The organism is Azospirillum sp. B506, assembly GCF_000333595.1.
In the GTDB taxonomy this organism is placed as follows: Bacteria; Pseudomonadota; Alphaproteobacteria; order Azospirillales; family Azospirillaceae; genus Azospirillum.
Genome location: NZ_BADK01001083.1, coordinates 1 through 1,580, shown reverse-complemented (window position 1 = coordinate 1,580; position 1,580 = coordinate 1). Strand labels below are relative to the sequence as shown.

At 66.5% G+C, this 1,580-nt stretch carries 1 protein-coding gene and 1 pseudogene; one reads left to right on the top strand and one right to left on the bottom strand.

Features of this window, described 5'->3' with window-relative positions:
• Nucleotides 1-37: 37 nt before the first annotated feature.
• Nucleotides 38-378, bottom strand: a pseudogene (arsC, locus tag I71_RS33410) (arsenate reductase (glutaredoxin)).
• A gap of 225 nt (nucleotides 379-603) precedes the next feature.
• On the opposite strand from arsC, the gene serA reads away from it, so the two are divergent.
• Nucleotides 604-1,580, top strand: a 977-nt coding sequence (gene serA / locus I71_RS33405; RefSeq protein ID WP_042704440.1) for a phosphoglycerate dehydrogenase, incomplete at its 3' end; no start/stop codon positions are given.

Sequence of the window (1,580 nt, the reverse complement as noted above, 5' to 3'; positions counted from 1 at the left end):
TCAGGGGCGGGAGGAGGGGCAGAGCGGATCAGAGCAGTCAGAGCAGGTCGAGGACCGACTCCGGCGGGCGGCCGACGCGGGCGCGGTCGCCCTGACCACGATGGGGCGCTCGATGGCGGCCGGGTTGGCGGACAGGGCGGCGACCAGCGCCTCTCCATCCAGATCCTTCGCGATGCCGGCTTCCGCCGCCTCCTTGGCGCGGGTGATGTCGCGCGGCCCTTTACCCAGCTTGGCGAGCAGGACCGACAGCTCCGCCGGGCTGGGCGGAGTCTTCAGATAGTCGATCACCGCCGGCTCGACGCCGCGGGAGCGCAGAAGCTCCAGCGTCTGGCGCGATTTGCTGCAACGCGGGTTGTGATAGATCGTCACGTCGCTCATGACAGGGGTTCCGGATTTGAAGAGCGGTCAAACAGATACACCCAACCCGCGTTGCGCGCCAATCCGGCATGCGGAAACGGACGCCGCGGCGCAACATCCCTCAGGTGACAAGGGCCGGCTTTGGTATTATTTTGCGCGCTCGCTTTTCCGAAGGCTCCATACGCGCCGTATCCCGGTGGGCGGGCCTTTCGGAACAGAACCGATGCCCAGATATGGAAGCCGGCCGTGACCAAGCTCTCGCTCTCCAAGGACAAGATCAACATCCTTCTGCTGGAAGGTGTCCACGACAACGCCATCGACGAGCTGGCCCGCGGCGGTTACGCCTCCGTCGAGCGGCTGCCGCGCGCGCTGGACGAGTCCGAGCTGCTGGAGCGCATCGGCTCGGTCCACATCCTGGGCATCCGTTCGCGCACCCACCTGACCGCCAAGGTGTTCGAGGCGGCGCAGAAGCTGATCACCGTCGGCTGCTTCTGCATCGGCACCAACCAGGTCGACCTGAAGGCGGCGCGGCGCCACGGCATTCCGGTGTTCAACGCCCCCTATTCCAACACCCGGTCGGTGGCGGAGCTGGTGATCGGCGAGATCATCATGCTGATGCGCGGCATCTTCGAGAAGTCGCAGCTGGTGCATGGCGGCGGCTGGATGAAGTCGGCGAAGGACTCTTACGAGATCCGCGGCAAGACGCTGGGCATCGTCGGTTACGGCCATATCGGCACCCAGGTGTCGATCCTGGCCGAGGCGATGGGCATGCAGGTCCGCTTCTACGACACCGTGCGCAAGCTGGCGCTTGGCAACGCGCGGGCCTGCGACTCGCTGGAGGAGCTGCTGTCGATCTCCGACGTGGTGACCCTGCACGTGCCGGACACCCCGCAGACCCGCAACATGATCGGCGAACGTGAGCTGGCCGCCATGAAGAAGGGCAGCCATCTGATCAATGCCGCCCGCGGGCAGGTGGTGGACATCGAGGCGCTGGCCGCCGCGATGTCCTCCGGCCACGTCCTGGGCGCCGCCATCGACGTCTTCCCGGTCGAGCCCGGCTCGGACAAGGACGAGTTCCAGAGCGCGCTGCGCGGCATCAAGACCGCCATCCTGACGCCGCACATCGGCGGCTCGACGATGGAGGCCCAGGCCAACATCGGCACCGAGGTGGCGCAGAAGCTGATCGAGTATTCGGACAACGGCTCCACCGTCGGTGCGGTGAA